Consider the following 24895-nt stretch of genomic DNA (forward strand, 5'->3'; position numbering starts at 1 on the left):
CTTCCGGATTCAGAGTGACGCACGCATAAGCTGCGGCACTCGTACAAGTCATGCCTGATGACCATAGCAAGTCTGTACCACCCCTTCCCATCCCGAACAGGACCGTGAAAAGACTCTGCGCCGATGATAGTGCTGCAACCAGTGTGAAAGTAGGTTATCGTCAGGCTAGTTATATGCAGAAGCCCGTTCAGTTGATACTGAGCGGGCTTTTTGCTTTCTACTTCACCTTCTTCAGATACGCCCGCAAGCCATGGGTCAGCACCAGCGGAAAGACGCTGGCATGATCCTCGTCCGCAAATACTTCGAGCCGGCTTTTCAGGTTCGGATACCGGTGCGTTTTCAATGCCGCGTCGAAGTCGCATAGATCCGCGACCATGTCCGCATTCTCTTCCGTTCGCGACCGCTTCCGGTTCGCCGGCAATGTCTCACGGCCGCCGATACCGAAGAACACGGACGCCGGCATATCCTTGTGTCCCTTTGCATAAGCCTGTTCCCGATCGAACATCACGCCCTGGTCGAACCACAGCGATGGACTGCCGAGGATGTAATGGTCGAATGTGGCCGGCTCGCTCAACAGCACTTGCAGGCCGAGCAGACTGCCATAGGAATGGCCGACAAAGATCTTGCGACTCATGTCGGCCCGGTAGTTCGCGGCGATCAGCGGGAAGACGTCGGCAGCGATGAAGCGGCCATAGGCTTGCGCCTCGCCGAACGCGGCGCTCCGTCCCGGCATATCGGAGACATACTGGCCCCGGGGCATCGACGGCGTGTAATCGCGGCGCCGGCTATACACGGGACTGTCGCCTTTCGCATACGACAGCCCGACGATGATCGCCTCTTCCAAACCCGCATGTTTGGCCAGCCGCTGGGCGATACCGCGCGCGACCGGAAACGCGTAGTTCGCATCGACGACGAACACCACCGGATAACGCCGGCTCGACGAACGATACGAATCGGGCAGCGCGACGAATACCTGGTAGTCGCGGTTCAGCGTATTCGCATGCACGTCGCGCACCTCCGTGTCGTCGAGCACATAAGGTGTCGCGGCCGAGGCCAGGCTGGACACGAAGCAGCACGCCGACAGCAGTTTGCGGATGACCGTCACTGTTGCCCCTCCGCCGCCAGCGTCTTCGCCAGCCATTCCCGCGCGACCGCCGCGTACTTGCGGCAGGCGTCGCGATCGACGAGGGTCTTGTTCTCCTTCCGCTCCCAAAGATCACCGAAATCCGGATGCGCGCTCACGAGCACGTCGCATTCCAGTCCTTCGATCGTGGCGATCGAACGCTCGACGTCCGCGCGCGCGGTCGGATAGAGCGGATTCCTGCTGAAACTGCGGCCATCCGCAGCGATGGCGGTGAGGCTGTCCGCGTACACCACGCGCATCGTCTTGCCGCTTTCGCTCGATTGCCACGTCCAGCTGGTGGCACCCGGTGTGTGCCCCGGCGTGAAGTGCGCCGTGACGGCGAGCGGCCCGAGTGTCACGACTTCGCCGTCGCGTACCGCACGCGTGTTGGCGACGGGTGTCATCGGGACCAGGCTGGGATATTGCGGATCCCGCTTGTCCGGCTGGCCCGACTTCAGCACGGCGACGGAAGCCGGACTGCCCAGCACCGTCGCACCGCTCATCTTCTGCAGCGCCGCGATGCCGCCTGCGTGGTCGAAGTGATCGTGGCCATTCAGGATGTAGCGGATGTCTTCGACCTTGAAGCCGAGCGCGCGGACATGCGCCGCGACCTGGTCGGCCGCGGCGGGCGGGCCGCCGTCGATGAGGATGTGGCCCGCCGGCGACGTGATCAGCACGGCGCTGATGCCGTGCGTGCCGACGTAATACGTGTTGCCGTAGACGGGGAACGGATCCTGCGGCGCGAGCCACTCCGCCATGCCGGCGACGGTGGAAGCGGAGACGCCGCCGAGCAGGAGCGCGGCAGCCAGGCGTATCGTGTTTTTCATGGGTAGCTGGAGAGTTGATAAAGAGGATGCGTCGCCGATTCTGCGGCCATGCCGGTACGACGGACACGCCGCCGTGACGAAACACCGCTTCCACGTGACGAAGCGGCCGGCTGCGCTCCACCGGCAGGCTATACTTTCCCGATGACGCAGCACGCCATTTCCCCGCCATCGACTCCGCCCGCGGTAAGGACCATCGCCATCGTCGTGCTCTTGTGGACGGCGATCAGCACCCTGGGCGCCCTGCAGACCTACAGCGACAACCTGCGCCTCGGCGTCGACAGCCACTATCCGTCCCTGCTGGTGACGTGGTTCGTGGAGTACGCCGTGCCGCTGATCGTCCTGAGCGCGGGCCTGAGCCTCGCGCTGGCGCGCTGGCCTGGATTGATCGCCCGTCCGCGCAACGTGTTCCTGCTGTTCGTGGGCCTCGTGCTCGTGTTCCAGCCCGCGCAGTGGACGTACATGGCGTGGCTGCGCGGCTATCTGCACATCGCGAGCCTCGACGACGCGCGCCGCCTGCTGATGAAGATGCTGCTGGTCGGCTGGTTCTCGACGACGGGCACGTTCGCCGCCATCCTCGCGGTCCACTACTGGCGGCAGGCGCGCGAGCGTGATCTGGCGTGGCAGCGCAGCCAGACCGACATGCTGAATCTGCGCCTCGCGCTTGAAGAGCAGCGCATGCTGGCCCTGCGCGCGCAGTTCGAACCGCACTTCCTGTTCAATGCGCTGAACGCGATCAGCGCGCTCGTGCGCGAGGGCGACCGCACGCTGGCCCTCGGCGGCATCGGCCGCCTGAGCGACCTGCTGCGCTACGCGCTGTCGGCCAGCGTGCGCAATACGGCGACCGTCGCGGACGAGCTGCAGTTCGTCCGCGACTACCTCGACCTGCAACGCTTGCGCTATGGCGACCGGCTGCAGGTCCGCATCGAAGGCGACGACGCGCTGCTGCACGACGTCGATTGTCCGCCGCTGCTGCTGCAGCCGCTGATCGAGAACGCGCTGCGCCACGATCTCGACTGCCACGACGGACCGAGCGATATTCGCCTGTCCTTCGTGTCCGACGGCGCGGCCCTCACGATCCGGGTGACGAATCCCGCGCTCGCGCAGGCGTCGCCCAATCCCGGCGCGGGTCTCGGGCTCGCGAATACGCGCGAGCGGTTGCGCCTCATGCATCCCACCGCGACGCTGCGCACGACCCTGCCGGACGGCCGTTTCGTGGCCGAAGTCCGGCTGCCTTTGGCGCGGGAGTGAGCATGCCGGTGCGCTACCTGATCGTCGACGACGAGCTGCCCAGCCGTTCGAACCTGCGCCTGGCCCTGGCCGCGCATCCGGACTGGCGGCTCGTGGCCGAATGCGACGGCACCGCGTCCGCGCGCGCGGTGCTGGCCGCGCAGGAGGTCGACGTCATCTTCCTCGACATCCAGATGCCGGCCGAATCGGGCCTCGTGCTCGCCCGCGAGATCAGCCGCGCATGCGCGCCGCCGCTCATCGTGTTCGTGACGGCTTACAGCGAACACGCGATCGACGCGTTCGACGTGCACGCGCTCGACTACCTGCTCAAGCCCCTGAACGATGCACGCCTCGCCCAGACGGTCGAGCGGATCGGCGCCATGCTGGGACAGCGCCAGCGCGAGGCCTATGGCGCGGCGCTGCGCGATTACGTCGATGCCGGCCAGACTGCGGCGCGGCCGGAGCGGATCAACGTGCGCTCCGTCGGCCGCATCGAACAGATCCGGGTGGCCGACATCCTGTGGATCGAATCGGCCGGGAATTACGTCGAGCTGCACCTGGCCGGACGCACGGTCCTGCACCGCATCACGCTCAACCGCCTGGAAACGCTGCTCGCGCCCGAGGATTTCCTGCGCGTGCACCGCGGCGCGATCGTCAGGCGCGGCGAGATCGCGCGGCTGGATTCCGTCGGCGACGGCAGCTACCGGCTCACGCTGCGTTGTGGCGCCACGGTCGCCGTCAGCGAGCGTTACCTGGGCGCGCTGAAGTCGGCGATGTGACGGACACCCGGTTTGCCGGGATGGCCGCGCTGTCGGCGGACATGGCTGCGTGCCTATACTGGTGCCCGTCACGAACGAACCCGGAGAATGCCTTGTCTACGAAATCCATCGCCCTCGCATGCCTGTCGTTGTTGCCGCTGACGGCCGGCGCCGTCGATGCCGCTGCCGTGCGTGCTGCCGTCGACCGCGCGATCCAGCCCTTGATGGCGCAGCACGACGTGCCCGGCATGGCGGTCGCCGTCACGGTGGATGGCCAGGCACTGTTCTTCAATTACGGCGAGGCGTCGAAACAGGAGCACAAGCCCGTCACCGAGAACACCTTGTTCGAACTGGGCTCCGTCAGCAAGACCGTCACGGCGGCGCTGGCGTGTTACGCGCAGGGACTCGGCAAGCTGTCGTTCGCGGATCATCCCGGCCAATACGTCCCGCAGTTGAAGGGCAGCGCGATCGACCGTGCGAGCGTGCTCGAACTGGGCACCTACACGCCGGGAGGCCTGCCGCAGCAATTCCCGGACGACGTCGAGACCGAGGCGCAGGCGCTCGCTTACTTCCGCACGTGGCGACCGGACGCCGCACCCGGCACGCTCCGCCGGTATTCGAATCCCAGTCTCGGGCTGTTCGGCCATGTGACGGCGCGGGCGCTGGGCGCCGGGTTTGCCGATGCCGTCGAAGGCCGGCTGTTCCCCGCGCTGGGCCTGAAGCACAGTCATATCCGCGTGCCTGGCGGCGCAATGGGCGACTACGCCTGGGGTTACGACAAGACCAACCAGCCGGTGCGCGTCGGCCCCGGACCGTTCGACGCGGAGACGTATGGCGTGAAAGCCAGCGCGGCGGACATGATCCGCTACGTCCAGCTGAACATCGACGCCAGCGGCCTGCCGGAACCGATGCGGCGCGCCATCGATTGCACGCACACCGGTTATTTCCGCATCGGCGATACCGTGCAAGGGCTCGGATGGGAGCAGTACCGCGCGCCCGTGAGCCTGGCTGCGCTACAGGTGGGGAATTCCACGAAGATGAGCGCCGAGCCGAATCCGGCCGTCCGGCTGGAGCCGGCCCAGGTCCCGCCGCCGGGGACGCTTTTCAACAAGACGGGCGCGACGCGCGGATTTGGCGCTTATGTTTTGTTCGTGCCGTCGCGTCGCGTCGGGATCGTCATGCTGGCCAATAAGAATTACCCGAATGCGGCACGGGTGGAGGCGGCGTATTCGATTCTCGGGCATTTGGTACCGTGACCCCCTTGCGCACTGGGGCCAGGCTTTGCTATAGTTCGCCTCCTGTTTTGCAGCGCAAGAAAATCAGTCGGTAACGACGGCGCAACAAAACAGACGAGGGGTTGACGAGTTAAGCGAAACACTGCATAATCTCACTTCTCTGCTGCTGACGAACAAAACGATTCGCAAGCGCAGCAAGGCAGTACCGAATACAGCTCTTTAACAATCAACAGTCGATAAGTGTGGGCGTTTGATGAAGTGCCAGTATCGCTTCGGTGATACTGAATGCTTAAATTATCAAATGTTCACGCAAAAGAAATACGTTGCTCAGCAATGAGTAACGGTCAGTATTTTGAGTGAGCGATCTGCTACGAAAGTAGCAAAAACAGAGATTAAACTGAAGAGTTTGATCCTGGCTCAGATTGAACGCTGGCGGCATGCTTTACACATGCAAGTCGAACGGCAGCGCGGGGCAACCTGGCGGCGAGTGGCGAACGGGTGAGTAATATATCGGAACGTACCCAAGAGTGGGGGATAACGTAGCGAAAGTTACGCTAATACCGCATACGATCCAAGGATGAAAGTGGGGGACCTTCGGGCCTCATGCTCCTGGAGCGGCCGATATCTGATTAGCTAGTTGGTGAGGTAAAGGCTCACCAAGGCGACGATCAGTAGCTGGTCTGAGAGGACGACCAGCCACACTGGGACTGAGACACGGCCCAGACTCCTACGGGAGGCAGCAGTGGGGAATTTTGGACAATGGGCGCAAGCCTGATCCAGCAATGCCGCGTGAGTGAAGAAGGCCTTCGGGTTGTAAAGCTCTTTTGTCAGGGAAGAAACGGCTCAGGCTAATATCCTGGGCTAATGACGGTACCTGAAGAATAAGCACCGGCTAACTACGTGCCAGCAGCCGCGGTAATACGTAGGGTGCAAGCGTTAATCGGAATTACTGGGCGTAAAGCGTGCGCAGGCGGTTTTGTAAGTCTGTCGTGAAAGCCCCGGGCTTAACCTGGGAATTGCGATGGAGACTGCAAGGCTTGAATCTGGCAGAGGGGGGTAGAATTCCACGTGTAGCAGTGAAATGCGTAGAGATGTGGAGGAACACCGATGGCGAAGGCAGCCCCCTGGGTCAAGATTGACGCTCATGCACGAAAGCGTGGGGAGCAAACAGGATTAGATACCCTGGTAGTCCACGCCCTAAACGATGTCTACTAGTTGTCGGGTCTTAATTGACTTGGTAACGCAGCTAACGCGTGAAGTAGACCGCCTGGGGAGTACGGTCGCAAGATTAAAACTCAAAGGAATTGACGGGGACCCGCACAAGCGGTGGATGATGTGGATTAATTCGATGCAACGCGAAAAACCTTACCTACCCTTGACATGTCAGGAACCCTCGAGAGATTGAGGGGTGCCCGAAAGGGAGCCTGAACACAGGTGCTGCATGGCTGTCGTCAGCTCGTGTCGTGAGATGTTGGGTTAAGTCCCGCAACGAGCGCAACCCTTGTCATTAGTTGCTACGAAAGGGCACTCTAATGAGACTGCCGGTGACAAACCGGAGGAAGGTGGGGATGACGTCAAGTCCTCATGGCCCTTATGGGTAGGGCTTCACACGTCATACAATGGTACATACAGAGGGCCGCCAACCCGCGAGGGGGAGCTAATCCCAGAAAGTGTATCGTAGTCCGGATCGCAGTCTGCAACTCGACTGCGTGAAGTTGGAATCGCTAGTAATCGCGGATCAGCATGCCGCGGTGAATACGTTCCCGGGTCTTGTACACACCGCCCGTCACACCATGGGAGCGGGTTTTACCAGAAGTAGGTAGCTTAACCGCAAGGAGGGCGCTTACCACGGTAGGATTCGTGACTGGGGTGAAGTCGTAACAAGGTAGCCGTATCGGAAGGTGCGGCTGGATCACCTCCTTTCTAGAGTGGCACGGGAGCTAACGCTCCATCATCAAGCGCCCACGCTTATCGGCTGTTATAAAGTTAAACGAGAACAGTTCGGGTCTGTAGCTCAGTCGGTTAGAGCACCGTGTTGATAACGCGGGGGTCGTTGGTTCGAATCCAACCAGACCCACCAAGTTTCAAATGGGGGATTAGCTCAGCTGGGAGAGCACCTGCTTTGCAAGCAGGGGGTCGTCGGTTCGATCCCGTCATCCTCCACCACTCTCTGTTCACTGCATTTATGTAAGGCACAAGCTTTAGATAAGTGTAGTTCTCGTTCTTTAACAATCTGGAAGAAGTAAAGTTTTCTTTAAGCGTGTAGCTAACGAAAGTTGGATGCACACTTAGGGTAGAAAATCTGTATGTATCAACAAACAAAGTAAGCTGAATCCTTGTTGCTATGACGCTCCCTGATACTCATGCAGGGGCCAACGTTATAGGGACAAGTGAATAAGTGCACATGGTGGATGCCTTGGCGATTACAGGCGACGAAGGACGTAGTAGCTTGCGATAAGCTGCGGGGAGTGAGCAAACACACTTTGATCCGCAGATTTCCGAATGGGGAAACCCGGCCTTTTAGGTCATTGCATACTGAATACATAGGTATGCAAAGCGAACGCGGCGAACTGAAACATCTAAGTAGCTGCAGGAAAAGAAATCAACCGAGATTCCCAAAGTAGTGGCGAGCGAAATGGGATGAGCCTTGTACGTGATAGTCGATCGAATAGTGGAACAGCCTGGAAATGCTGGCCATAGAGGGTGATAGCCCCTTACACGAAATTCGAACGGTGGTACTAAGCGTACGACAAGTAGGGCGGGACACGAGAAATCCTGTCTGAAGATGGGGGGACCATCCTCCAAGGCTAAATACTCGTAATCGACCGATAGTGAACCAGTACCGTGAGGGAAAGGCGAAAAGAACCCCGGGAGGGGAGTGAAATAGATCCTGAAACCGTGTGCATACAAACAGTCGGAGCCTCTTCGTGGGGTGACGGCGTACCTTTTGTATAATGGGTCAGCGACTTACATTCAGTGGCGAGGTTAACCGGATAGGGGAGCCGTAGAGAAATCGAGTCCGAACAGGGCGACAGTCGCTGGGTGTAGACCCGAAACCAGGTGATCTACCCATGGCCAGGATGAAGGTGCGGTAACACGCCCTGGAGGTCCGAACCCACTAATGTTGAAAAATTAGGGGATGAGCTGTGGGTAGGGGTGAAAGGCTAAACAAACCTGGAAATAGCTGGTTCTCTCCGAAAACTATTTAGGTAGTGCCTCAAGTATCACCATCGGGGGTAGAGCACTGTTATGGCTAGGGGGTCATTGCGACTTACCAAACCATTGCAAACTCCGAATACCGATGAGTGCGAGCTTGGGAGACAGACGTCGGGTGCTAACGTCCGGCGTCAAGAGGGAAACAACCCAGACCGCCAGCTAAGGTCCCAAAGATTGGCTAAGTGGAAAACGAAGTGGGAAGGCTAAAACAGTCAGGATGTTGGCTTAGAAGCAGCCATCATTTAAAGAAAGCGTAATAGCTCACTGATCGAGTCGTCCTGCGCGGAAGATGTAACGGGGCTAAGCCAGTCACCGAAGCTGCGGATATGTGCTTGCACATATGGTAGGAGAGCGTTCCGTAAGCCTGAGAAGGTGTCTTGTAAAGGATGCTGGAGGTATCGGAAGTGCGAATGCTGACATGAGTAGCGATAAAGAGGGTGAAAAGCCCTCTCGCCGAAAGCCCAAGGTTTCCTGTTCAACGTTCATCGGAGCAGGGTGAGTCGGCCCCTAAGGCGAGGCAGAGATGCGTAGCTGATGGGAAGCAGGTTAATATTCCTGCACCGTCGTATGATGCGATGGGGGGACGGATCGCGGAAGGTTGTCCAACTGTTGGAATAGTTGGTTCTTGACTCATAGAAGGCGCTTAGGCAAATCCGGGCGCGTAATTCAAGGGGTCGAGACGTGTGTCCTTGTGACACGAAGCAATCGGAAGTGGTTCCAAGAAAAGCCTCTAAGCTTCAGTCATACGAGACCGTACCGCAAACCGACACAGGTGGGCGAGATGAGTATTCTAAGGCGCTTGAGAGAACTCGGGAGAAGGAACTCGGCAAATTGGTACCGTAACTTCGGGATAAGGTACGCCCCGGTAGCTTGAATGGTTTACTCCATGAGGGTGAAAGGGTTGCAATAAACTGGTGGCTGCGACTGTTTAATAAAAACACAGCACTCTGCAAACACGAAAGTGGACGTATAGGGTGTGACGCCTGCCCGGTGCTGGAAGATTAAATGATGGGGTGCAAGCTCTTGATTGAAGTCCCAGTAAACGGCGGCCGTAACTATAACGGTCCTAAGGTAGCGAAATTCCTTGTCGGGTAAGTTCCGACCTGCACGAATGGCGTAACGATGGCCACACTGTCTCCTCCCGAGACTCAGCGAAGTTGAAATGTTTGTGATGATGCAATCTACCCGCGGCTAGACGGAAAGACCCCATGAACCTTTACTGTAGCTTTGCATTGGACTTTGAACCAATCTGTGTAGGATAGGTGGGAGGCTTTGAAGCGGGGACGCCAGTTCTCGTGGAGCCAACCTTGAAATACCACCCTGGTTCGTTTGAGGTTCTAACCTTGGCCCGTAATCCGGGTCGGGGACAGTGCATGGTAGGCAGTTTGACTGGGGCGGTCTCCTCCTAAAGTGTAACGGAGGAGTTCGAAGGTACGCTAGGTACGGTCGGACATCGTGCTAATAGTGCAATGGCATAAGCGTGCTTAACTGCGAGACCGACAAGTCGAGCAGGTACGAAAGTAGGACATAGTGATCCGGTGGTTCTGTATGGAAGGGCCATCGCTCAACGGATAAAAGGTACTCTGGGGATAACAGGCTGATTCCTCCCAAGAGTTCATATCGACGGGGGAGTTTGGCACCTCGATGTCGGCTCATCACATCCTGGGGCTGTAGCCGGTCCCAAGGGTATGGCTGTTCGCCATTTAAAGTGGTACGTGAGCTGGGTTTAAAACGTCGTGAGACAGTTTGGTCCCTATCTGCCGTGGGCGTTGGAAATTTGAAGGGGGCTGCTCCTAGTACGAGAGGACCGGAGTGGACGAACCTCTGGTGTACCGGTTGTCACGCCAGTGGCATTGCCGGGTAGCTAAGTTCGGAAGAGATAACCGCTGAAAGCATCTAAGCGGGAAACTCGCCTTGAGATGAGATTTCCCGGAGCCTTGAGCTCCTTGAAGGGTCGTTCGAGACCAGGACGTTGATAGGTCAGGTGTGGAAGTGCAGTAATGCATTAAGCTAACTGATACTAATTGCCCGTACGGCTTGTCCCTATAACCTTGGCAGTCATTGCCAATGCAAGGGTTCAGCTGTTTGTTGAGACAACAGATTACGAAAACTGCTTCTTCCGGATTCAGAGTGACGCATGCACCATGCAAGCGGCACTCGTACAAGTTATGCCTGATGACCATAGCAAGTCTGTACCACCCCTTCCCATCCCGAACAGGACCGTGAAAAGACTCTGCGCCGATGATAGTGCTGCAACCAGTGTGAAAGTAGGTTATCGTCAGGCTAGTTATTAGAAAAGCCCGCTCAGTATGCACTGAGCGGGCTTTTTGCTTTTCCGGGCCTCGAAAACGGATATTTGAATCGGAAAAAACGAAACCTGACAAGCTTGTGTTCCAACAGTTGTAGCAAAAGCGAAAACCGCTAGCATCGATAGCCCGATTCGCTTTCTCTACGTTCAAGGAGCACTATGCACTTCCATCGTGTTTTTCCTGCGATCGCCCTGGGCGCCATTCTCACCGCCTGCAGCCATCACGACAGCGACATTTCGCCTTCCACGTCCGCACCGCCGCCCCAGTTCAGCGCCGACATCACCCGCACGACCCACGGCATCGTCCACGTCAAGGCGGCCGATTTCCGTAGCCTGGGCTATGGCCTCGCGTATGCCTACGCGCAGGACAACCTGTGCATGTTTGCCGATTCCTTATTGACCGTACGTGGCGAGCGTTCGCTGTATTTCGGCGGCGAAGCGCGTGCCACGGCCCGCAAGGGCGATAAATACGGCGCCGCCAGCGGATTCATGGACCTGAAAAACGAAGACAGCGATTTCTTCTTCAAGGGCTATCTCGACATCGACCAGCTGCGCGCCGGTTATACCGCCGGCGCAAAGGAGCCGCGTGATCTGCTCGAAGGCTATGTCGCCGGCTACAACCGCTACCTGAAGGACAATGCCGGTAATTATCCAGCCGCGTGCAAGGACGCGAAGTGGGTCAAGCCGATGACGGTCGAGGATATGTACCTGGTCCTGGCCGAGAAAGCGCTGCACGCCTCGGGTGAAGTGTTCGCGAAGGAGGTCGTCGCGGGCGCGCGTGACACGAACGCGACGGTGGCATCCCGGTCGCGTCGACAAAACAAGCTCGACCCCGCCTTCCTCCTCGCCCGCCTGGACAAAGTCGTGCACCAGGGCTTCGGCAGCAATGCGCTGGCCGTCGGCAAGGATTTGTCCGCGACCGGCCGCGGCCTTCTGCTCGGCAATCCCCATTTCCCCTGGACGAGTACCGACCGCTTCTACCAGGCCCATCTCACCGTGCCCGGGCGCTATGACGCGATGGGTGTCGTGCTGGGTGGCTTGCCTGTCGTTGTCATCGGGTTCAACAAGGATGTCGCGTGGTCGCACACCGTCACGGCCGCCACGCACTTCACGACGTTTAAACTGGCACTCGATGCGGGCGATTCGACGGGCACGACCTATCTGATCGACGGCGAAAAGAACAAGATGACGTCGAAGACAGTATCCGTCGACATCCTGATGGCGGACGGCGCGACGGTGAAGCGCACCAAGACCTTTTACTTCAGCAAGCAGGGCGCCGTCATCGTGAAACCGGAGGCGGGGCTGACGTGGAACAGCACGACGGCCTATGTCCTTGCGGACCCGAACCGCGGCAATACCCGCATGCTCGAACAATGGCTGGGCATCGGCACCGCGACGAGCGTGCAGACGCTCAAATCGTCGCTGGACTCCGTTGTCGGCCTGCCGTGGGTGAACACGGTCGCGGCCGACCGCGCCGGCAATGCGTTGTATGCGGACGCAAGCGTCGTCCCGCGCGTCACGACGGACAAGTTCGTGGGCAATTGCCTGCTCCTGCCGGCCCTCGTGTTGTTCGACGGTTCGCGCAGTGCGTGCGGCTGGGGCCAGGATGCCAATGCGCCTGCCGGCATTTTCTCGCCGGCCAATGCCCCATCGATGCTGCGCACGGACTACGTGGGCAATTCGAACGACAGCTACTGGCTGACCAACGCCCGATCCCTGCTGACGGGCCCGGCGCCGCTGGGCTATTCACCGCTGTACGGCAAGACGGGTGTCGAGCAGCGCCTGCGCACGCGCATCGGCTTCATCCAGTTCGAAGAGGTGGCGCAACAGGGACATCAATTCCAGCTGTCCGACCTGCAGACGCTCGTGTTCGCCGACCGCATCTACGCTGCCGAGCTCGTGCTGCCGGACCTGCTGGCGGCCTGCCCAACGAACGATGCGACCCTCGTCCAGGCCTGCACGGTGCTGGGTGCGTGGGACCGTCACGCGAATCTCGACAGCCGCGGGGCCGTCCTGTTCCGCGAATTCTGGACTGCGGCCTCGCAGATCCCCAACAAGTGGAAGGTGCCGCTCGACCCGGCCGACCCCGTCCACACGCCCAATGGTGTCGCGCCCGCCGCGCTGCCCGCGATGTTCGCCGCGCTGAAGACGGCGGCGCAGACCTTGCAATCGCTGAACATCCCGCTCGACGCGAAGCTGGGCGATTACCAGGGCGAAACGCGCAACGGCGCGCGCACGCCCTTGCACGGCGGCGTGGGCGACGTCGACGGTTCGTACAACTCGCTGCGGATGAGCACCGGCCTCACGACCACCGGCTACAACAACGTCTATTGGGGCACGAGCTATGTGCAGACGGTGACGTTCGACGATGCCGGCCCGGTCGCCCAGGCGATGCTCGTCTATGGCCAGTCGACGGACCCGAAGTCGCCGTACTATGCGGACCAGTTGGCGCTGTACTCGCGCAAGGAATGGCCGACGCTGCCGTTCACGGACGCCGGCATCAATGCGGATCCGAACCGCAAGACGACAACGCTGACCGAGTAACCCGCGTCAGGCTTGGGACAGCGGCGCCGGATCCTGCGCCACGGCCGTCGCTGTCTTGCCCTGCGTGATGCTTGCGCCATCGCCGCGGCGCAGGCGCGCGAAGACGAGGGACGACAGCATCGTCATGACGGCCAGCGTGATGAACGCGTGGTGCAGCGCCTTGGTGACCATCACCTGGTCCGTCTGCGGCACGCGGCCCAGGAACCACGCCGTCACGATCGAACCGGCGGCGAGGCCGAAGCTCATCGACAGCTGTTGGAACGACGAGGCGATCGTGCTGGCCATGCTGGAGTCTTTCGATTCCACGTCGGCATACGCGAGCGTGTTCATGCTCGAGAATTGCAGCGAGTTGAAAAAGCCCTGCAGCAAGCCGATGCCCGCAATGGCGTACCACGGCGTGGACGGCCCAACGAGCGAGAACAGGCCGATCGTCAGGCCGATGCAGATCGTGTTGAACATGAGCACCTGACGGTAGCCGAAGCGGGCGAGGACTTTCGGCGCGATGAGCTTCATGCCCATCGCGGCGGCGGCTGTCGGCATCATCAAGAGGCCCGACTGCCACGGCGCGAGCTTGAGGCCCAGCTGGTACAGCAGCGGCAGCAGGAAGGGCAGGCCGCCGATGCCCAGGCGCGTGATGAAGCCGCCCAGCACCGAGATGCGGAACGTGCGCACCTTGAACAAGGCCAGGCGCAGCAGAGGGAACTGGGCCTCGTTCGCGTGCCAGGCATACGCGGCCAGCAGGGAGATCGATAGCGCCAGCATCAGGCCGGCCGTCATGGGGTCGAGCGTGTGCTCGCCGAACACTTCCAGCAGCCAGGACAGGATCGCCGTGCCGGAGCTGAACAGGATCAGTCCGATCACGTCCAGCGGACGCGGCTCGGCGCCGTGGTAATCCGGCATGTGGCGCCAGACGAGGTAGAGCGCGAGCAGGCCGACGGGCACATTGACGAAGAAAATAAAGCGCCAGGAAACCCAGTGCACGATCAGGCCGCCGACGGTCGGGCCCAGCAGCGGGCCGATCAGCGCCGGCAGGATCACGAAGTTCATCGCGCCCAGCAACTCGTTCTTGGGAAACGTGCGGATGATCGACAGGCGCCCGACCGGCATCATCATCGCGCCGCCGAGGCCCTGCAACAGGCGGGCCGCGACCATCATCGGGGCGTTCAGCGACAGGCCGCACAGCACGGACGCCACCGTGAAGATCGCGATCGCCGTGAAGAACACGCGGCGCGTGCCGAACCGGTCGGCCATCCACCCGCTCACCGGAATGCCCACGGCGAGGCTGAGGATGTAACTCGTGACGACGGATTTGAGACTGAGCGGCGTGACCTGCAGGCTGGCCGCGATGCTGGGGACGGCGGTGTTGACGATGGTGGCGTCGAGCTGCTCCATGAACAGCGCGGTCGCCACCAGCCACGGCAGATAGCGTTTGATGGTGTCGGTATCGGTCATCGGATGAATTCTCACACAAATCCGATAACCGGGTCGCAACCGGGGTCAGAGCCCGATTTTGGGCAATTGCTTAAATTCGGGCTCTGACCCTGACCCTTCCCCACATATTTTTCTTGTAGGTGGACGGAGTTGCTGTTAGCTTCCGGTGAAAAAAGCTGGTGCATGCATGGCTGTGTTAGCCCTCTCTTTCGTAGCGTCCAAACTGCGAAGGAGAAGCAACCATGCACGCACACCGCATCATACAAAATCTATTGGACACGAAGTGTCCCGAGATCCATGCCAAGCGCCGCGGCTGTATAGCGAAAGTGGCAGAGGCCGGCAGAATCGGCGGGCTTGGTGTCGTCAAGATGGGGCGCTGTCTAGACACGAAGACGAGCATTCGTCATCGCATCAAGTGCTGTGATCGTCTGCTGAGTAATCGTCATTTGCCGGCTGAGCGGCTAACGATTTTTCGTGCTCTGGACGAAGCCGTCCTGGCTGGTCATCGGCACATTGCCATTAGTGTCGACTGGTCCGATTTGGTGCCTGACGGAAGCTTGCATCTCTTGCGCGCCGCAGTCACCGTCAAGGGACGTGCCTTGGTTCTTTACGAAGAGGTGCATGCGGAATGCGACCTGGGATCTTCGAAGGTACACCGCCGCTTCCTCGAAACGTTATGTTCGCTATTGCCCGATCAATGCCAGCCGATACTGGTCACTGATGCCGGGTTCCGGGCAACGTGGTTCAAGCTGGCCACGGGAATGCACATTTCGTGGGTTGGGCGCATCCGGAATCGTGACATGGTATGTGCCGAAGGATCCGGACAATGGGACGGCTGCAAGACCTGGTATGCCGGAGCGACAGCAAAGCCACGCTGTCTTGGCCGTTTTGAGTACGCACGCTCCAACGCGACGCCATGTCAGCTGGTGCTGTACAAAAAGGCACCTCAAGGGCGCCATCATCGCACCAGCTTCGGCAAGAAGACGACGAGCTCCAATAGCAAGAAAAACAGGGCTGCTCAAGTTGAACCGTGGTTACTCGCCGTCTCCCCGGACCTGGAAGCATTGAGTGCGAAACAGGTAGTGGAGATCTACGCTGGCCGGATGCAGATCGAGCAGACCTTCCGGGATTTAAAAAATGCTCAATGGGGAACGGCATTATCAGAGAGTCAGAACGCGCGCGCCCCAACGTCTGGAAGTACTCTTGGTGCTCGGAGCATTGATCAGCTATGCCCTCTGGCTGATCGGCTTGGCGGCGGCAAGCGCTGGCTACCACATCAATTACGGCAACACGAAGAAGTCGGGGCCCACGCTCTCAATACTAACCCTGGCACGTCATTATTTGGCCGATTGCGTACGACCTCCGTTGGATCGCCAAGCCTTCCAGCTCGCCCGACTTACACTGATCAATCTGGTGCAGGTAGTGAAAATTTGAGGGGAAGGGTCAGGCTCTGACCCCGGTTTGATCTTAATAGTGGTACGCCGCCTTCAGCAGCAGCAGGTTCACGCCGCCGTTCGGTTTCTTGATGCCGCCGTTCGAGTAGTGCTGCAGGCGCGCGCCCAGTTCCCATTTGTTGGCGAAGACATAGCCCACGCCCACGTGGTCGGCGAATTCGAACGCGGTCGACAGCTGGCGGTGCGTGTTGCGGTAGACGCTCGAGAAGACCGCGGCGCCGATGCCGGCGTCGGCGTAGAAGCCCAGCTTGTTGTCGGCTTCCCAGCGGAACACCGGCGTGATGCCGACGACGGCGAGGTCCTTCGTGTTGCCCTGCTGGTCGAGCCACTGGTTGGCGCGCCAGTAGGCGACGTTCGCGTCCCAATAGCCGTTCAGGTGGTAGCCGCTGGTCGGCAGCCAGGATTTGTTCCAGTCTTTCTGGACCGCGAGACGGACGACCTGCACGTGTTCGCCGCCGCCGACTTCCACCGACGAGGAATCGAAATAACCGTCGGCGGCATGGGCCGCCGTCGCGGCCGACAACGCGGCCACGGCCGCCAGGGAACGCATCATTTTTTTCATGGAGAACATTGCCTTTGCTGTGAATGAGAGCCGTGCAAGCAAAATGGTCACGGCCAAACCGCTATTGTAGCGAGGTCGTTGAAAGGACGTAGTCGACCTATCAATTGTTAAAATGCGGACAATGAATCATCGAGAGGAAGCAATGACGTTACCGACTGTGGCATTTCTCGGCATCGGCCTGATGGGCAAGCCGATGGCGACCCGGCTGGCCCAGGCCGGCTATCCCCTGCGCGTGTGGAACCGTACGGCCGCCAAGGCCGAGGCACTGCGCGACACCGGGGCCGAACCGCATGCCGACCTGATGGATGCCGTGCGCGGTGCCGACATCGTGATCTCGATCCTGGAAGCGGGCCCGGTCGTCGGCCAGGTCATCGACGATGCCCTGCCGGCACTCGCGCACAACACGTTGTGGATCGACATGAGCTCCACGCGCCAGGACGAAGCCGTGAATTTTGCCGGCCGCCTGCGCCAGGCCGGCTGCCGCTTCGTCGATGCGCCCGTGTCCGGCGGTGTGGGCGGCGCGGAAGCGGGGCAGCTCGCGATCATGGCCGGCGCCGATGCGGCCGACTACGCCCAGGCCGAGCCCGTGCTGCGCGTGATGGGTTCGCCGAAAGCCGTCGGGCCCGTCGGCAGCGGCCAGGTGGCCAAGCTGTGCAACCAGTTGATCGTCGGTGCGACGATCAATGTTGTGGCGGAAGCGCTGTTGCTGGCGGAAGCGGCCGGGGCCGATCCGGCTGCCGTGCGCGAGGCGATCCGCGGCGGCTTTGCCGGCAGCCGCGTGCTGGAAGTGCATGGCCAGCGCATGCTGGAGCGGAACTTCATGCCGGGCGGCCAGGTCAAGACGCAATTGAAGGATCAGCGCAACATCCTCGCGGCAGCCAGCGGCGCCGGCGTCACGCTGCCCGTGACGGAACTCGTGACGCGGCAGTTCGAGAGCATCGCGGGCGACATCCCGTCCGCCGACCATGCGGCCGGCCTCATCGCGCTGGAGCGGATGAATCCAGGCAAGCGGCTGGGCTCCGCGCCGGACCGTATGCCATAAGTATTTATTCGCTACCTGTTTGCGCTATCAATACAACCTCGTATAATTCCCAGAGGTATTACATCGTTACGTAATATCACGGAGACAATGGAGTAGATGGCCCGCCGCAACAGTATGTTGCCCCGGGCCGAAAACTTCTCTACCCTTGCCGCACATAACGAACCCAATACAGGGGCAGCATGGATAATCTGGGAAACGGCTTCCGCACGCGGCGGCAGTTGTTGAAACTGGCGTCGGCAATGGCGTTGCCGTCCGCTTTGGCGGCGTGTTCTTCGGAGAAGAAAAGCGCATCACTGGTCGTCGGCGGTTTGCCGGTGACGTGTAACCTGACCCTGCCCGTCGCGTGTGCGGCCAAAGAGGCCGAGATCGCCGCGAAGAATGCCGCAACCAAGCCGGCGAACCCGCTCGGCTTCGAGTACAGCAAATACAGCGGCTTCCCCGAGCTGAAGGAATCGCTGATGTCGGGCCGCATCCAGGCCGCCTATGTGCTGGCGCCGATGGTCATGGACCTCGTGTCCAGCAATATCCCCGTCAAGGTCGTGTCGCTGGGCCACCGCTCGGGCGCCGTCATCATGGTGCGCACGGATGCCGGCTACAAGAAATTCCGCGACCTGCAGGGCAAGCGCGTCGCCATTCCGAGCCGTTTCGCCGTCGACCTGCTCTTCCTGCGCAAGATGCTGGCGGAAGAGGGCATGAACATCAAGGACGTCGAACTGGTCGAGATGCCCCCGCCGGACATGCCGGCCGCGCTGTATGCGAAAGCCATCGATGCCTATTGCACGGGCGAGCCGTTCGGCGCCTCCGCGCAGATGGCCGGTTACGCGACGCCGCTGCGCATGACGCGCGACGAATGGCCGAATTACATCTGCTGCGTGCTCACCGTGCGCGAAGACCTGATCGCGAACAACCGCGCCGCCGTGCAGGACCTCGTCAACTACGTCCAGGCGGCCGGCAGCTGGATGGATGCGGATCCGGTCCACCGCGACCGCGCCATCGCCATCGCCGCGACCAGGAAATACTTCAATCAGGATCCGAAGATCCTGAAATTCGTGATGACGAATCCGAGCGACCGTGTCACGTATGGCGACCTGCGCATCATCCCGAAGGAATTCGACGAATTGATGCAGATGTCGCTGGACGCGGGCACGCTGAAGAAACCCATCCAGTTCAACCAGTACGTGGACGAAAGCTTCTTCAAGGCCGTCCGCCCCGTCACGATCACGCTATGAAACGCCTCGCCGCAGCACTGCTGTTTGCCTTGCCGTTGGCCGCGAGCGCGGATGCATTGAAATCCGGGGAATTCTCGCCGCCCCGCATGGCGCCGGATTTCACGCTGCAGGGTTCGACCGGCAAGCCGCTGAAACTGTCCGATTACCGCGGCAAGGTCGTGGCGCTGGGCTTCGGCTTCACGTCCTGCCCGGCCGTCTGCCCGACGACGCTCGCCGAACTCGCGGCCGTGAAAACGAAGCTCGGCGCGCAGGGCAAGGATTTCCAGGTCGTGTACGTGACCGTCGATCCGGAGCGCGACACGGCAGAGCGCATGCGCGCCTATCTGACGGCGTTCGATCCGACGTTCGTGGGCGCGACCGGCCCCGCCGCGCAACTGGCCGAGGTGCGCAAGGAATACGGCGTCACGTCCACGAGGACGGGCAGCGGCGCAAATTACGGTTTCAATCATTCGTCGTTCGTCTACCTGATCGACCGGTCCGGCAAGTTGCGCGCACTGAGTCCGTATGGCCGCGCGGTGGATGACGTCGTGCACGACGTGCGCGTCCTGCTGAATCAATGACACGTTCCCGCATCCTGGTCCTGGCGGCCGTGGCGCTGGCCGTCGCTGCCCTGTGGGCCATGTTCGCGCCGATTCCCGCCGGCTCGCGCGAGCAGCTGTTCGAGATTCCCGCCGGGACGTACGCGCGGCGCGCGGCGGGCGACAAGGTCGAGATCCTGCCGACGTCGATCCGGCTCACGCTGGGCGTGAAGGACATCCTCGTGCTGAAGAATCTCGACAACGTGCCGCAAACGTTCGGGCCCGTGCTGATCATGCCGGGGCAGAGTTTCAGGATGCCGTTCGGCGTCGCGGGGGACGTGCAGTTCGAATGCACGGCGCACGCGAGCGGCCAGATGCGCATCGTCGTCGAGCCGGCGCCCGATGCGGGTTGGCGCCGGCTCGCGTGGCGCGCGCGGACGGCACTACATTGGTTGCAACCATGATGGGGAGACAAGAAGCTGTGAAAAAGAAGAGTTTTTTTGCACAGAAGCGGGCGCGGATCATCGCGCCGGCGGTCGTGCTGGCGTTATTGATCGCGGTCTGGTGGATCGTCGTCGTCCAGACCAGGAGCGCGATCTTCCCGACGCCGGGGCAGGTCGTCACGGGCACGTGGGAACTCGTGCAGGACGGTACGCTGTGGGACCACATCGGTTCCTCGCTGATGCGCGTCGGTACCGGCTTCCTGCTGGCGATCGCCGTCGCCATTCCGCTGGGCCTCTGGATCGGCCGCATGGAGGGCGCGTGGGTCACGCTGAATCCGCTGTTCCAGCTACTGCGTCCGATCTCTCCGATCGCGTGGATCCCGCTCGCGATCCTGTGGTTCGGCGTGGGTAACGCGTCGCCGATTTTCCTGATCTTCATCGCGTCCGTGTTCCCGATGATCGTGCAGACCGCGGCCGGCGTGCACACGATCGAGCGGCGCTACCTGCGCGCGGCGGAAAACTTCGGCGTCTCGCGCGCCAAGCTGTATCGCCAGGTGATCATTCCCGCCGTGCTGCCCGAGATCATCGTGGGCATGCGTATCACGCTCGGTGTCGCGTGGCTGGTCGTCGTGGCGGCGGAAATGATCGCGCTGCGCTCGGGCCTCGGCTACCTGATCATGGATTCGCGCAACGCGGGCAACCGCTACGACCTCGTGATCGCCGCCATGATCATCATCGGCATCATCGGCCTCATGCTGGACGGGATCACCCGTCTCCTGGAACGTCTCAAATCGGTAAGGTGGCGCTATGGACGCTAAGGTGAACTACAAGGTCGCGGACAAGATCGTCGTCGACGACATCCGTCGAAGCTTCGAGACGCGCAAGGGCACGCTGCCGGTCGTCGGCGGGATCAGCCTCACGATCCGCGACGGCGAATTCGTCGCCATCGTCGGGCCGTCCGGCTGCGGCAAATCCACGTTGATGAAGATGCTGTGCGGCTTCGATCAGCCGGACGAAGGCCGCGTCCTGATCGACGGCCAGGTGCGCCACGGTCCGAGCCCGAAGGGCATCCTCATTTCCCAGCACGGCTCCGTGTTCCCGTGGCTGACGGTGCAGCAGAACCTGATGTTCGGCCTGGACGGCATCAGCGAGGCCGAGAAGGCAGAACTCGCCGACCACTACACGGCGATGGTGGGATTGAAAGGTTTCGAAAAAAGCTATTCGCACGAGCTGTCGGGCGGCATGCTGAAGCGCGTGGAGATCGCGCGGGCGCTCGTCATGAAACCCGAGATCCTCTACATGGACGAGCCGTTCTCCGCGCTGGACGCGCTCATGAATCTGAAGATGCGCATGGAGCTGCTGCGTATCCTGGAAGAGGAGCGCCACACGGTGCTCCTGATCACGCACGACGTCGAGGAAGCCGTGCACCTGGCCGACCGCATCGTCGTGCTGTCGCCGCGGCCGACGACGATCCAGGCCACGTTCGAGGTGAACATCCCGCATCCGCGCAAGATGTCCAGCCCCGAGGCGCAGGATCTCAAAGAGGCCGTGTTGAAGGAGCTGGGGCTGTAAGGCTCATCTCGACCAATCGCGCCCAGAAGCTCGCGCCGATCGGCAGCAGGTGGTCGTTGAAGTCGTAGCTGCCGTTGTGCAGCTGGCACGGCCCGAGGCCGTGCCCGTGGCTTCGATGATCGCCGTCGCCGTTGCCGATGAAGACATAGCAGCCCGGCTTTTCCTGCAACATGAACGCGAAGTCCTCGGCGCCCATCGTCGGCTCGACGTTCGTGTCCACGTTGTCCGCACCCACCACGGCGCGCATCGCTTCGATGGCGAACGCCGTCTGTTCCGGATGGTTGATCAGCGGCGGGTAGTTGCGCTTGAACGAGAAATCGATGGTTGCGCCGAAACCGGCGGCCAGGCCGTTCGCGATCTCGTTCATGCGCCGCTCGATCAGGTCCAGCACGCTGGTGGAGAACGTGCGCACGGTGCCGATCATGACGGCTTCGTCCGGGATGACGTTGGTGGCGCTGCCGGCGTGGATCTGCGTGATCGAAAGGACAGCCGTATCGAGCGGGTTCTTTTCGCGCGAGATGATCGTTTGCCACGCTTGCGCGATCTGCACGGCGGCCATCACGGGATCGATGCCGCGGTGCGGCTGCGCGGCGTGCGCGCCCTTGCCCTTGACGACGACGCGGAACTCGTTACTGGATGCCATCATCGGCCCCGCGACGACGCCGAAGCTGCCCGCCTTGATGCCCGGCCAGTTGTGCATGCCGTACACGGCGTCCATCGGAAAACGTTCGAACAAACCATCGTCCATCATGCGGCGCGCGCCGGCGCCGCCTTCTTCGGCCGGTTGGAAGATCAGGTAGACGGTGCCGTCGAAGTTGCGGTTCTGCGACAGATAGTGGGCTGCACCCAACAGCATCGTTGTGTGCCCGTCATGACCACAAGCATGCATCTTGCCGGCGTGGCGCGACGCGTGATCAAATGTGTTGAGTTCCTGCATCGGCAGGGCGTCCATGTCGGCACGCAGGCCGATGGCGTGGTCCGAGGTGCCGTTCTTGATGATGCCGACGACACCCGTCACGCCCAGCCCGCGGACGACGGGGATGCCCCATTCGGTGAGACGCGCGGCCACCACGTCGGCCGTGCGTTGTTCTTCGTAGCAGAGTTCGGGATGGGCGTGGATGTCGCGCCGGATCGTTTCGAGCTCGGATTGGTAAGCGAGTATGGGTTCTACCAGTCTCATTGATTTCTCCTCATGCCTGATAGGCATGCATGTTTTGAACTATTGTAGCCCTTCCATCATGTGGAAGGCCAGAGCCCCGACGGCTGCCACCGGAATCGTATAAAGTACTGGTTTATCGACGTTTTTCCGGATGAATCCATGACCAAGACCATCGTCCGCGGCGCCTGTCCGCATGACTGCCCCGATACCTGCGCGTTGCTCGTGACCGTGGAGGACGGCGTGGCCACGGAGGTCAAGGGCGATCCGGATCATCCGACGACGGCCGGGGTGCTGTGCACGAAGGTCTCGCGCTACGTCGAACGCACGTACCACCCCGACCGCCTGCTGTACCCGATGCGCCGCGTGGGTAAAAAGGGCGAAGGCAGGTTCGAACGCATCACGTGGGAACAGGCGCTCGACGAGATCGCGAACCGCCTGCAACCCATTGCCGCGCGCGACCCGCAGGCGATCCTGCCGTACAGCTATTGCGGCACGATGGGCCTCGTGCAGGGCGAGGCGATGGCCATGCGTTTCTTCAACACGCTCGGTGCTTCCCTGCTCGACCGCACCGTGTGCGCGAACGCCGGTGCCACGGGCTACAAATACACGATCGGTGGTTCGATCGGCACGGATACCGAACAGTTCCAGGATGCGAAGCTGGTCTTGATCTGGGGCGGCAATCCCATCGCGTCGAACCTGCATTTGTGGACGCGTTTGCAGGAAGCCAAGCGCCGCGGCGCGAAGCTGATCGCCATCGATCCGTATCGCTCGCTGACCGTCGAGAAATGCCACCAGCACATCGCGCTGATGCCCGGCACGGACGCCGCGCTGGCGCTGGGCATGATGCACGTGCTGGTGAAGGACAACCTGCTCGACCACGACTACATCGAGAAGCACACGTTCGGCTTCGCGCAACTGAAGGACCGGGTGGCCGAATGGACGCCGGAGCGCACGGCTGCAACCTGCGGCATCACGGTGGAAGAAGTCGTCGACCTCGCGCGCGAGTACGGCCGCACGGCGCGCGCGGGCGAACCGGTCGCGATCCGCATGAACTACGGCCTGCAGCGCGTGCATGGCGGCGGCATGGCCGTGCGCAATATCGCGTGCCTGCCGGCGCTCGTGGGCGCGTGGCGCCACGCGGCGGGCGGCGTGCAGTTGTCGACGTCGGGCACGTTCCCGGCCAATAAAACCGTCCTGCAACGCCCGGACCTGTTGCGCGGCAAGCTTCCGCGCACGATTAACATGAACACGATCGGCGCCGACCTGCAGCGCGACGCGTCGCCGGATTTCGGCCCGAAGATCGAAGCGGTCATCGTGTACAACTCGAACCCGCTCGCGATCGCGCCGGATTCGGCGCAGGTGCAGCGCGGCTTCGAGCGCGAAGATCTCTTTACGGTGGTGCTGGAACACTTCCAGACCGACACCGCCGACTACGCGGACATCCTGCTGCCGGCCACCACGCAGCTGGAACACGTCGACGCGCACCTCGCGTATGGCCATTTGTACATGATGGCGAATAATGCGGCGATTGCGCCATTGGGCGAATCGAAGCCGAACACGGAAATCTTCCGCCTGATCGCGAAGCGCATGGGCATGAACGACCCGATCTTCGACGAGACGGACGACGAACTGGCCGCGCAAGCGTTCGACAGGAAACACGAACGCGCCGTGCACTTCGACTGGTCGTCGCTGAAGCGCACGGGCTGGCAAAAGCTGAACATGCCGGCCGCGCCGTTCGCCGAAGGCGGCTTTCCGACGCCGTCCGGCAAGTGCGAGTTTTATTCGAGCTCGATGCTGGCCGATGGCCTCGACCCGCTGCCGACCCATATCCCGAACTACGAATCGGTCGCCTCCAACCCCGAACTGGCTGAGAAATATCCGTTGGCGATGATTTCTCCGCCGGCCCGGAACTTCCTCAACTCAACCTTTGTCAATGTCCAGAGCCTCCGCGCAACGGAAGGTGAACCGCACCTGGACATCCATCCCCTTGATGCCGCCTCCCGGGGCATCGTCGACAAGGAGATGGTACGCATCTTCAACGACCGGGGCGCGTTCGTCGCGCGCGCCCGGGTCACCGCCAAAGCGCGGGCCGGCCTCGTCGTCGGCCTGTCGATCTGGTGGAAGAAGCTCGCCAGCGACGGCAAGAACGCCAACGAAGTCACCAGTCAGCGCCTGACCGACATGGGCCGGGCGCCCACCTTTTACGACACGCTGGTGCAGGTTGAAAAGGCCGCACCATGATCTGGA

Annotated in this window: 17 protein-coding genes, 2 tRNA genes and 4 rRNA genes; 18 read left to right on the plus strand and 5 right to left on the minus strand. The window is 61.3% G+C overall.

The features are described 5' to 3' along the window. Nucleotides 1–53 precede the first annotated feature (53 nt). A 5S ribosomal RNA gene (rrf, locus tag ACL58G_RS06280) occupies nucleotides 54–166 on the plus strand. Nucleotides 167–217: 51 nt separating this feature from the next. Here rrf (ACL58G_RS06280) and ACL58G_RS06285 read toward each other — a convergent pair. Both ACL58G_RS06285 and bla read right to left on the minus strand, forming a co-directional pair. Then, nucleotides 218–1105: an alpha/beta hydrolase gene (locus ACL58G_RS06285; protein WP_440965782.1), complete on the minus strand. Its 888-nt coding sequence runs from the start codon at nucleotides 1103–1105 to the stop codon at nucleotides 218–220. Beyond that, a complete protein-coding gene (gene bla, locus ACL58G_RS06290) occupies nucleotides 1102–1950 on the minus strand; it encodes a subclass B3 metallo-beta-lactamase (protein WP_440965784.1) in 849 nt (282 codons plus the stop codon). The genes ACL58G_RS06285 and bla overlap by 4 nt, the downstream gene beginning before the upstream one ends. Nucleotides 1951–2091: 141 nt before the next feature. On the opposite strand from bla, the gene ACL58G_RS06295 reads away from it, so the two are divergent. The 9 genes from ACL58G_RS06295 to ACL58G_RS06335 all read left to right on the plus strand — a co-directional run bounded on the left by ACL58G_RS06295 (nucleotide 2092) and on the right by ACL58G_RS06335 (nucleotide 13238). After that, nucleotides 2092–3198 (plus strand): sensor histidine kinase, encoded by a 1107-nt coding sequence (locus ACL58G_RS06295; protein ID WP_440965786.1) that lies wholly within the window; start codon nucleotides 2092–2094, stop codon nucleotides 3196–3198. 2 nt (nucleotides 3199–3200) lie between these two features. Next, a complete protein-coding gene (locus tag ACL58G_RS06300; RefSeq protein ID WP_440965788.1) occupies nucleotides 3201–3956 on the plus strand; it encodes a LytR/AlgR family response regulator transcription factor in 756 nt (251 codons plus the stop codon). Nucleotides 3957–3997: 41 nt separating this feature from the next. After that, complete coding sequence (gene ampC, locus ACL58G_RS06305) at nucleotides 3998–5191, plus strand: class C beta-lactamase (RefSeq protein WP_440967973.1); 1194 nt, start codon at nucleotides 3998–4000, stop codon at nucleotides 5189–5191. Between the two features lie 373 nt (nucleotides 5192–5564). Further along, nucleotides 5565–7093: ribosomal RNA gene (locus ACL58G_RS06310) — 16S ribosomal RNA — on the plus strand. 80 nt (nucleotides 7094–7173) lie between these two features. After that, nucleotides 7174–7250: transfer RNA gene (locus ACL58G_RS06315), tRNA-Ile, on the plus strand. Nucleotides 7251–7260: 10 nt separating this feature from the next. Continuing rightward, nucleotides 7261–7336: transfer RNA gene (locus tag ACL58G_RS06320), tRNA-Ala, on the plus strand. Nucleotides 7337–7554: 218 nt separating this feature from the next. After that, a 23S ribosomal RNA gene (locus ACL58G_RS06325) occupies nucleotides 7555–10431 on the plus strand. Between the two features lie 126 nt (nucleotides 10432–10557). After that, nucleotides 10558–10670 (plus strand): 5S ribosomal RNA (gene rrf / locus ACL58G_RS06330). Together the 16S, 23S and 5S rRNA genes with 2 tRNA genes alongside form the textbook arrangement of a ribosomal RNA operon. A 183-nt stretch (nucleotides 10671–10853) precedes the next feature. Further along, nucleotides 10854–13238, plus strand: a complete 2385-nt coding sequence (locus tag ACL58G_RS06335) for a penicillin acylase family protein (RefSeq protein ID WP_440965790.1) — start codon at nucleotides 10854–10856, stop codon at nucleotides 13236–13238. Nucleotides 13239–13244: 6 nt separating this feature from the next. Here ACL58G_RS06335 and ACL58G_RS06340 read toward each other — a convergent pair whose 3' ends face one another. After that, nucleotides 13245–14690: a DHA2 family efflux MFS transporter permease subunit gene (locus ACL58G_RS06340; protein WP_413343631.1), complete on the minus strand. Its 1446-nt coding sequence runs from the start codon at nucleotides 14688–14690 to the stop codon at nucleotides 13245–13247. A 221-nt stretch (nucleotides 14691–14911) separates the two neighbouring features. On the opposite strand from ACL58G_RS06340, the gene ACL58G_RS06345 reads away from it, so the two are divergent. Continuing rightward, nucleotides 14912–16123, plus strand: a complete 1212-nt coding sequence (locus tag ACL58G_RS06345) for an IS4 family transposase (RefSeq protein ID WP_440965792.1) — start codon at nucleotides 14912–14914, stop codon at nucleotides 16121–16123. 13 nt (nucleotides 16124–16136) lie between these two features. On the opposite strand, the gene ACL58G_RS06350 is transcribed toward ACL58G_RS06345, so the two are convergent. Next, complete coding sequence (locus ACL58G_RS06350) at nucleotides 16137–16676, minus strand: acyloxyacyl hydrolase (RefSeq protein ID WP_229412198.1); 540 nt, start codon at nucleotides 16674–16676, stop codon at nucleotides 16137–16139. Nucleotides 16677–16827: 151 nt separating this feature from the next. Here ACL58G_RS06350 and ACL58G_RS06355 point away from each other — a divergent pair, with 151 nt between their 5' ends. From ACL58G_RS06355 to ACL58G_RS06380, 6 genes are all read left to right on the plus strand, one after another. Continuing rightward, a complete protein-coding gene (locus ACL58G_RS06355) occupies nucleotides 16828–17727 on the plus strand; it encodes an NAD(P)-dependent oxidoreductase (protein WP_413381367.1) in 900 nt (299 codons plus the stop codon). 179 nt (nucleotides 17728–17906) lie between these two features. Then, nucleotides 17907–18956 carry an ABC transporter substrate-binding protein gene (locus tag ACL58G_RS06360; RefSeq protein ID WP_413381369.1) on the plus strand — a complete coding sequence of 350 codons (1050 nt, stop codon included), beginning with the start codon at nucleotides 17907–17909 and terminating at the stop codon, nucleotides 18954–18956. Continuing rightward, nucleotides 18953–19516 carry an SCO family protein gene (locus ACL58G_RS06365; protein WP_440965795.1) on the plus strand — a complete coding sequence of 188 codons (564 nt, stop codon included), beginning with the start codon at nucleotides 18953–18955 and terminating at the stop codon, nucleotides 19514–19516. The genes ACL58G_RS06360 and ACL58G_RS06365 overlap by 4 nt, the downstream gene beginning before the upstream one ends. After that, entirely contained in the window at nucleotides 19513–19938 is a 426-nt protein-coding gene (locus ACL58G_RS06370; protein WP_413381373.1) for a cupredoxin domain-containing protein, read from the plus strand. Before ACL58G_RS06365 ends, ACL58G_RS06370 begins: the two co-directional genes overlap by 4 nt. A gap of 17 nt (nucleotides 19939–19955) precedes the next feature. Beyond that, nucleotides 19956–20735 carry an ABC transporter permease gene (locus tag ACL58G_RS06375; protein ID WP_371771382.1) on the plus strand — a complete coding sequence of 260 codons (780 nt, stop codon included), beginning with the start codon at nucleotides 19956–19958 and terminating at the stop codon, nucleotides 20733–20735. Then, nucleotides 20725–21489: an ABC transporter ATP-binding protein gene (locus tag ACL58G_RS06380; RefSeq protein WP_440965798.1), complete on the plus strand. Its 765-nt coding sequence runs from the start codon at nucleotides 20725–20727 to the stop codon at nucleotides 21487–21489. Before ACL58G_RS06375 ends, ACL58G_RS06380 begins: the two co-directional genes overlap by 11 nt. Here ACL58G_RS06380 and ACL58G_RS06385 read toward each other — a convergent pair. Continuing rightward, nucleotides 21455–22669 carry a M20 aminoacylase family protein gene (locus ACL58G_RS06385; protein WP_413381378.1) on the minus strand — a complete coding sequence of 405 codons (1215 nt, stop codon included), beginning with the start codon at nucleotides 22667–22669 and terminating at the stop codon, nucleotides 21455–21457. The two genes, ACL58G_RS06380 and ACL58G_RS06385, sit on opposite strands and share 35 nt — an antisense overlap. A 138-nt stretch (nucleotides 22670–22807) precedes the next feature. Here ACL58G_RS06385 and ACL58G_RS06390 point away from each other — a divergent pair, with 138 nt between their 5' ends. Further along, on the plus strand, nucleotides 22808–24889 hold the full coding sequence (locus ACL58G_RS06390; RefSeq protein WP_440965800.1) for a molybdopterin-containing oxidoreductase family protein: 2082 nt from the start codon (nucleotides 22808–22810) through the stop codon (nucleotides 24887–24889). Nucleotides 24890–24895: the final 6 nt, after the last annotated feature.

This window comes from Massilia sp. GER05, assembly GCF_052056005.1.
GTDB classification, from domain to species: domain Bacteria; phylum Pseudomonadota; class Gammaproteobacteria; order Burkholderiales; family Burkholderiaceae_D; genus Telluria; species Telluria orientalis.

What these genes read in the sequence shown, in the direction of transcription:
- bla (WP_440965784.1), bottom strand. Translation starts at nt 1,950, where the DNA reads ATGAAAAACACGATACGCCTGGCTGCCGCGCTCCTGCTCGGCGGCGTC.
- ACL58G_RS06370 (WP_413381373.1), top strand. Translation starts at nt 19,513, where the DNA reads ATGACACGTTCCCGCATCCTGGTCCTGGCGGCCGTGGCGCTGGCCGTC.
- ACL58G_RS06360 (WP_413381369.1), top strand. Translation starts at nt 17,907, where the DNA reads ATGGATAATCTGGGAAACGGCTTCCGCACGCGGCGGCAGTTGTTGAAA.
- ACL58G_RS06345 (WP_440965792.1), top strand. Translation starts at nt 14,912, where the DNA reads ATGCACGCACACCGCATCATACAAAATCTATTGGACACGAAGTGTCCC.
- ACL58G_RS06380 (WP_440965798.1), top strand. Translation starts at nt 20,725, where the DNA reads ATGGACGCTAAGGTGAACTACAAGGTCGCGGACAAGATCGTCGTCGAC.
- ACL58G_RS06390 (WP_440965800.1), top strand. Translation starts at nt 22,808, where the DNA reads ATGACCAAGACCATCGTCCGCGGCGCCTGTCCGCATGACTGCCCCGAT.
- ACL58G_RS06365 (WP_440965795.1), top strand. Translation starts at nt 18,953, where the DNA reads ATGAAACGCCTCGCCGCAGCACTGCTGTTTGCCTTGCCGTTGGCCGCG.
- ACL58G_RS06385 (WP_413381378.1), bottom strand. Translation starts at nt 22,669, where the DNA reads ATGAGACTGGTAGAACCCATACTCGCTTACCAATCCGAGCTCGAAACG.
- ACL58G_RS06350 (WP_229412198.1), bottom strand. Translation starts at nt 16,676, where the DNA reads ATGATGCGTTCCCTGGCGGCCGTGGCCGCGTTGTCGGCCGCGACGGCG.
- ACL58G_RS06300 (WP_440965788.1), top strand. Translation starts at nt 3,201, where the DNA reads ATGCCGGTGCGCTACCTGATCGTCGACGACGAGCTGCCCAGCCGTTCG.
- ACL58G_RS06355 (WP_413381367.1), top strand. Translation starts at nt 16,828, where the DNA reads ATGACGTTACCGACTGTGGCATTTCTCGGCATCGGCCTGATGGGCAAG.
- ACL58G_RS06335 (WP_440965790.1), top strand. Translation starts at nt 10,854, where the DNA reads ATGCACTTCCATCGTGTTTTTCCTGCGATCGCCCTGGGCGCCATTCTC.
- ampC (WP_440967973.1), top strand. Translation starts at nt 3,998, where the DNA reads ATGGCTGCGTGCCTATACTGGTGCCCGTCACGAACGAACCCGGAGAAT.
- ACL58G_RS06295 (WP_440965786.1), top strand. Translation starts at nt 2,092, where the DNA reads ATGACGCAGCACGCCATTTCCCCGCCATCGACTCCGCCCGCGGTAAGG.
- ACL58G_RS06340 (WP_413343631.1), bottom strand. Translation starts at nt 14,690, where the DNA reads ATGACCGATACCGACACCATCAAACGCTATCTGCCGTGGCTGGTGGCG.